Raw genomic sequence first — 6721 nt, 5'->3', positions numbered from 1 at the left:
CCTTCAAATCCGACAGCATCGGCGTCGCCCGCGCCGAGCAGATCGGCGTCAGCAAGGTCACAAATGTCGGCCAGACCTCGCTGGAGAGCGTGGGCAAGTTCAAGAAGATCGCGGTTGGCGAGGAATTCGTCATCGAGTGTGGGGACTCCAAGTTCATCATGAAGGCGAACGGCGAGGTCATCATTCTGGGAAAGACCTTCAATTTCATAGCGACGGATCATTTCCAGCTTCGTGGCAAGCCCATCGACATGAATTGAGGGACGTGCCGTGGATCTCGACAACCTCCTGCCTTTTCCGGCAATGGCCTTTCGCCAATTCGACAAAGAGGGCGCTCTGGATTGCATCGTCTCTGTGCGCGGCACCTTCACACATGTGCAAGACGGGGTCATGGAAATCGCTCGTGAGCAGGAAAGCTTCCAATGGGAAGATGCCTACGCGGGCGATCCTCATCAAACCGTCCTTCTCCGGCAGAGTGACCTGACCCCCGACAAGCCCGCGACCGACATCAGTTTTCTTGGAAATGCGTGGTCACCGTCGAAGGAACCGGAGACATCGTGGCAGGCTGCAATCCGGGTTGGCGATGTTTCCAAACAGATTGAGGTCTGTGGCCAACGCTTCTGGAAACCGGTGATAAAGGAAAAGTGGGCGGGCTTTTCAGCAAGAGAACCCAAGCGTGTTGTCAGCGACTGGACGCTGACCAATCCAGAGCCAACGCGCAAGGTCTCCGTCTGCTGGACCAATGCGTATGGTGGCACCATCCCGGGTACGGGTGATGATGAGACCGATACTCCTGCCGATGTCGAGAGGCGCAATCCGCTCGGCTGCGGTATCGTCAATCTCAAGATGCCGCACGACACCCCTCCGGTGCGCGCACCACAGATCACAGCGCCGGACGAAAAGATCGACTGGAAGAGCAGCCCTGCCCCACAAGGGTTCGGTCTTGTCTCGCCGTGGTGGCACTCGCGTCAGCAGCATACCGGAATCTACGACGATGCCTGGGCGGAAGAACGGCATCCGCTTTTGCCTCGGGATTTCGACGAGAGGTTCTGGCAGGCAGCGCACCCGGATTTGATTGCGGCTCCTCACCTGCTGGGTGATGAGGACTATGAACTGCGTAATCTGCATCGCGATTACCCTCTTGCCAGAGGAAGATTGCCAGACCTGACCTTCGGCGTTCACTGCCAGCGTGAAGACCGGGATGAATGGTATGTTCTGAACCTGGACGGCGTTCAGTTCGATTGGCGCAGTGACGGGCGCATTCTCTTGACCTGGCGCGTCCGCTTTCCCCTTCCCGAAGCAGGCGAGACGAAGCTGACACTGACCCGCGTGCGCTTGAGGGCTCCTGTATCGGAGCAAGCTCATGCCGAGAGGCAAACGGCATGAGCATCCCCCGCGACACCTACATCGGCGAACCCGGCCACCCGCAACCATGGACCACACAGAAACCCCGTGAGGGCCTGCGTGATATCGACGAGGCCAGGATCGTCTCGCTCTCACCCCCATCGGCAAGGTCGTTGTTCCAATCCCCTACCCCATCGTGGATTTCTGCGGCCACGATGACAACTACACACCTTCCGTCCGCTTCACCGGCAAGAAGGCCATGGTCATGCGCTCGCGCACAACCCATGTGCATGGCGATGCTCCCGGCACCAGGAAGGGCATCAAATCCGGCACGGTGGAAAGCGTCTGCGAGCCCATCGGCCATGCCGATCAGGTGTGCGCCGAAGGTTCCCACGTCATTCGCCACCTCGATCGCTTCAAGATGAACAGCGGCAATACCGTGGGCGAGGCACAGTTCGTCCGCAGCACAAAGACCTACGAGCCACCAGTGGACGACGATCCCGTGCCGGGGTCGCTGAGGTGGCAGAATAGTTCGGACGAAGGCCGGGTAATGAGCGACGCCTCGCCCGAGCCGCTGATCATGGGCGCACAATATGCGCAGGCCCTACCACAGATCGCGCCGCAGACGGTTCCCACGCCATCTGCGCCTGCCCCACGGCCGCCAGGTCAGGTCATTCGTCCAAACGTCCCGCAATGGAACCGTCCGCCACCGGTTCCGGAAGCGCCTCTTGGAAAATGGCTGGCGAGGTTAGGCACGTTCGGCCGCTTCGCCGGTCCCGTTGCCGCATTCGTTGCGGGAATGTGGCCAGCATCGACCGCCATGCCCTGGCACGATGAAATGCCCCAGGACGATTTTGAGGAGGCATTGTTCAAGCGGGCACGCGAACTGGAGCAACAGGGTGTCAGTAGCGATGCAATCTCCGAATGGTTCAACGGGGAAAGGCTCCACCACGCCCAACGCAAAATGGAAGACGGACAACGACGACCGCAAGCCATACCGCAGTCGGAAACAGTGCGTGTTGATGAGCGCGAGGAATATCGCAAGAAGTGTCAGGTTGACCGCTACGCAAAGATGAAAAACATCTGCGGCCAGTATGGAATGCAGGCCCATCACATCGTGCCGGACTGGACGCTTCGAACCGGAGCTCGCAGCAGGATCAGTGATCGCATCCCAAACATGCCGAGCCTTAATGATGGAATGGCCATCTGGGTAGTGGGAAATGCGCGCGAAGAAGAGACGGAGCACTGGGAAGGTCATCTGGCAGACAGAGCAATTGAAGATATAGGAAAAAATTCAAATCCACTCTTCACTGCAAAGCTCAGTCAGGTGAGGAATGAATCTTCGTTGGCTATGATAAAGGTGCGCCCAGACTGCGCCAAACAAATCCTGACAGCCATGGCCGAGCAATTCGCAGGGAAAAATCCAAATCAGTTGTTACGAGCAAAGCAATATCCACCCCTTCCCGAAGAGACTGTGTCCGCCCTCAAGGCTGGAGCTGTTGCAGGAGCCAATGTCAAACCATGAAGAAGAGTCTGCCCCTCGAACTAACCCGTGCCTGCGCACGCTCGGGTGTAACACTCGCGATGGTCGCGGTTCGCGATACAGCCGAGGCTTTTGATCCCGATGGTCGCTTTTATCGCTATGATAGCATTGATCCACCACCGCAGAATTGGACCTATTCGGACTTTCAATTCCATATCCAGTCGATGACAGTTTTTCAAAATGACGACCATCCTACACCCGAGGGCTACTTTGTATTGATGTCCTCAGAAGGCGACGTCTACCACACATATTGGCAAGAGAATTTTAGAGAAAAAATCGAAGGTGCAGGCAGTTGGAGCGCCGATGCCAAAGGGTATGGCCGTCTGACGAAGATCAGGCAAATTGGGGCACACATTTATGCATGCGGAGAAGGGGGGCAGATCTATGTCCGCAAAGGCAATAATGACTGGATCTTACTAACGGACAGCGTTCTCTACGACCCCAAATTCCACCGTGAATTAATGGAAAGCGTACCGGATTTTGATGATCCAGGTTATCTTGATTGGATGGTTGCCGCTGCTAGCAACAATAAAGATCGCGATGTCCTTGGCCGCCTCGCTTAGCCGCGCCACGATCAGCATCGCCTTTAGAGCAGCAACATCATCGGGAAGATCGGCAGCGTCCTGCATGCCCGGAACCTATCAAATCCTGAGCCGATTTTTCCTCATATTTGTCGTGCTGAGTCATCGTGCCGCAGCTACTCGATGGCTTGCGGGGTTCTTGTCTGGACGGCATGAACCGGCCGCCAATCGAGGCCCGCGAACAGCGCCTCGAACTGGGCGTGGCTCATTGTCATCAGGCCGTCCTTGATGCCTGGCCAAGTGAAGCTGCGCTTTCCAGCCGTTTGTAGGCCATGACGATCCCGGAGCCATCCCAGTAGATCAGCTTCAACCGGTCAGCCTTGCGTGACCGGAACACGAAGACTGTTCCGGTGAACGGGTCCTTGTGCAGCTCGTTCTTGACCAAAGCCGCCAACCCGTCATGACCCTTGCGGAATCCACGGGATTGGTCGCCACCATGATCCGCACGCGGTTTGACGGAAAGATCATGTCGCAGCCGCCAGGGCACGCGCGATGGCAGCGATCCGGGCCACAGATGCCCCTTCCTCAAGACGGATGATCACAAGACGGATGATCACTTGACCGTGGACGATCTCAGCGCGACCAACCACCTTAGGCGGCGGTTCTGAAACGGGCGGATCGACGATCACCGCCGCGAATTCCACCGCATCCTCCGATGCTGGCAGGATCAGCTTGCCCTGCCGTGCCATCGTGCGCCAGGTGGAAAGGCTGTTGGCTCGCAATCCATAGCGCTGCGCAACTTCGTTGACCGTGACCTGCCCCTGAGAATTTCCTCCAGAATGGATTAGAGTCCGGCCCATTGAGGACGGACGAATGAAGAAGCAGAGATTTACGGAAGAGCAGATTATTGCAGTGCTGAAGGAGCAAGAAGCGGGGGCGAAAGCCGCTGACCTGTGGCGCAAGCACGGGATTTCGGAGGCGACATTTTACAACTGGAAAGCCAAATACGGTGGGATGGAAGTCTCGGAGGCGAAGCGTCTGAAGGCGCTCGAAGAAGAGAATGCCAAACTGAAGAAGCTGCTGGCCGAGCAGATGGTGGATGTGGCTGCACTTCGCGAGCTTCTTTCAAAAAAATGGTAGGGCCTGCCGCCGAGCGTGACGCCGTCGCGCATCTGAAGTCCGTCATGGGCCTTTCGGAACGGCGGGCCTGCCAGATCATATCCGCTGACCGAAAGACGATCCGCTATCGGTCCTGCCATCCGCCGGAAGTCGAACTGCGGTCGCGGCTGCGCGATCTCGCCAACGAGCGACGACGCTTCGGATATCGGCGACTGTTCATCCTGCTTCGGCGGGAGGGAGAGCCGTCCGGCGTCAACCGCATCTACCGACTTTATCGCGATGAAGGCCTTTCGGTCCGCAAGCGAAAGGCCCGACGACGTGCCGTCGGCACACGCACTCCGATCCTGGTCGAGGTGAAGGCCAATGCCCGCTGGTCACTGGATTTCGTCCACGACCAGTTCGCCTGTGGCAGGCGCTTCCGCGTGCTCAATGTCGTGGACGACGTCACACGCGAATGCCTCGCCGCAATCCCGGACACGTCGATCTCCGGCCGTCGTGTTGCTCGCGAACTGACGATGCTGATCGAACGACGCGGTAAGCCCGGCATGATCGTCTCCGATCACGGCACGGAGTTTACCTCAAACGCAATCCTGGCCTGGTCGAAAGATCACAAGGTCGAGTGGCACTACATTACGCCCGGAAAACCGATGCAGAATGGTTACGTCGAATCCTTCAATGGTCGCATGCGTGACGAACTCTTGAACGAAAGCCTGTTCTTTGGCCTCGATCATGCCCGCAGCGCCATCGACGAATGGGCCAACGACTACAATCATTTCCGGCCGCACTCATCGATCGGATATCAGACCCCGGCAGACTATGCCGGGCTCATCGCCGCAACCGGCTCCAACGCTGCGCAAGTTGAAGGCTACGCGTTTCCGCCGGTTGTTCAAACCGCGCCATTTGGCGTAACCAAAACCACCGAGGCTCTAATCGCCGCCGGATGAAAATACAGTGGCAGGTCACGACCGCTATGAGGGCTTTACCAGCCAAGGATCCTACGCCTAAGTCAGTGGCTATCTTGGCAGCAGTTTCAGCAGAAATACCTTCGAGATATGCTGTTGAGCCACTTTCGAGCCATTTTCCAGTTAAGTCCAATAACTCGCCATATGCGGCACCCCGCGCAGTTCCATTTGCCGAAAGCGCGCCTCCAATCGACTGAAGTGTCTTACCTGCGTTTTTCGTACCTTCTCCAAGATTGTCGACGACATAGTTACCTAGATTGTTTAATTCGTCAGCGACCCCATTAAAGATCAATTCTAACTTTGATTGAGAAAACACCTGATTATAAGACATATTAAACGAACCTACAATTAAAACTATTTATATCGACGATTATTCTTCTTATAATTTCTTATAATTTTTGTTGGATTTATAAAAACTATCAAAATAAAAGAAGCAATAGCCGGAATGTATACGGGGATTCCAGTAGAGATACTGAATATAACGGCAACGAACAGCCCAATCGAAATGAATAAGCTAAATGAAAAAACTCCAGATAGGAGATTCATCAGAAATTTCAGAAGAGTATACATATATTTGATATCAACGAATTTCAGGGTTTGCTGCCATTTCTATTGGCAGCGTTACATTCTCGTGGAAAGCGCAGACTGCGTGCTTCTTTGTCCAGAATAGAAAAATGCAAATTGATTCCAATCTACTCCAGATAGATGATTTCAACCTATGTCTTGCAGACAAACTTGTCAAAGAATTTAGGGCGTTGAAAACTGTCGATGCGAATGAGAGGATTGGAGGTTACTGTTTTTATGCCACCCCAAAATCAGTATGGGGTACATGAACAACGAACCACTCGTGCCAAAGCAGAAGACATAGACGCGTCAATGGCCCGCCAGCAGTGATATTGAACCGTCATTCAATGACAACTCACGAAGCGAATTTATTGAACCGCGCGTTTCTGATGACGAAGCAATTGAAAGCCACATCGAGCGGCTGTTGGTTGCGCGAGAGGATCCCAGCCTGTTCCCCGGCTTTCCTCTTAATCGGAAGACATTTTTTATGGATACCTTAGAAGAACATTTTCAGAAGATGGGGCAACGACTGACGCAGTTCCGCTCCGATGAAGGGAAGTCACAAGAGGAGTTTGCCGCTTTGCTTGGTGTCGATTGACCTGAGCCCTCACTTCCCTCCAGTTTTCGGGAGCGTCTTGGGTTTCAATCTGGCCTCATGCGGCCTGTTTTTC

The 6721-nt window shown here is 55.1% G+C and carries 5 protein-coding genes and 2 pseudogenes; 5 read left to right on the top strand and 2 right to left on the bottom strand.

Annotation, left to right across the window (positions count from 1 at the left end; all coding sequences use genetic code 11):
* The 4 genes and pseudogenes from MUU53_RS22795 to MUU53_RS22780 form a co-directional block, all read left to right on the top strand.
* Positions 1 to 257: pseudogene (locus MUU53_RS22795) on the top strand (type VI secretion system tip protein VgrG); the annotation flags it as partial.
* Positions 258 to 267: 10 nt separating this feature from the next.
* Entirely contained in the window at positions 268 to 1383 is a 1116-nt protein-coding gene (locus tag MUU53_RS22790; protein ID WP_247262888.1) for a DUF2169 family type VI secretion system accessory protein, read from the top strand.
* Between the two features lie 154 nt (positions 1384 to 1537).
* Positions 1538 to 2866: a PAAR-like domain-containing protein gene (locus MUU53_RS22785; RefSeq protein ID WP_247262887.1), complete on the top strand. Its 1329-nt coding sequence runs from the start codon at positions 1538 to 1540 to the stop codon at positions 2864 to 2866.
* Positions 2863 to 3447 (top strand): hypothetical protein, encoded by a 585-nt coding sequence (locus tag MUU53_RS22780; RefSeq protein WP_247262886.1) that lies wholly within the window; start codon positions 2863 to 2865, stop codon positions 3445 to 3447. The genes MUU53_RS22785 and MUU53_RS22780 overlap by 4 nt, the downstream gene beginning before the upstream one ends.
* 134 nt (positions 3448 to 3581) lie before the next feature.
* Here the strand turns inward: MUU53_RS22780 and tnpB are convergent.
* Both tnpB and MUU53_RS22770 read right to left on the bottom strand, forming a co-directional pair.
* Positions 3582 to 3933 (bottom strand): annotated as a pseudogene (gene tnpB, locus MUU53_RS22775) (IS66 family insertion sequence element accessory protein TnpB).
* Positions 3930 to 4265 (bottom strand): transposase, encoded by a 336-nt coding sequence (locus tag MUU53_RS22770; RefSeq protein WP_247262885.1) that lies wholly within the window; start codon positions 4263 to 4265, stop codon positions 3930 to 3932. Before MUU53_RS22770 ends, tnpB begins: the two are co-directional and overlap by 4 nt.
* Before the next feature lie 13 nt (positions 4266 to 4278).
* Between MUU53_RS22770 and MUU53_RS22765 the strand changes: the two genes are divergently transcribed.
* Positions 4279 to 5468 (top strand): IS3 family transposase gene (locus MUU53_RS22765; RefSeq protein WP_247262884.1). Its coding sequence is split into 2 segments (ribosomal slippage): positions 4279 to 4531 and positions 4531 to 5468, totalling 1191 coding nucleotides; the frame shifts between segments, so codons are not numbered across the junction.
* Positions 5469 to 6721: the final 1253 nt, after the last annotated feature.

The sequence above is a fragment of the Affinirhizobium lemnae genome (assembly GCF_022968395.1).
Taxonomy (GTDB): Bacteria; Pseudomonadota; Alphaproteobacteria; order Rhizobiales; family Rhizobiaceae; genus Neorhizobium; species Neorhizobium lemnae.
The sequence above is the reverse complement of the archived record's forward strand: the minus strand, read 5'-3'. Positions and strand labels throughout refer to the sequence as shown.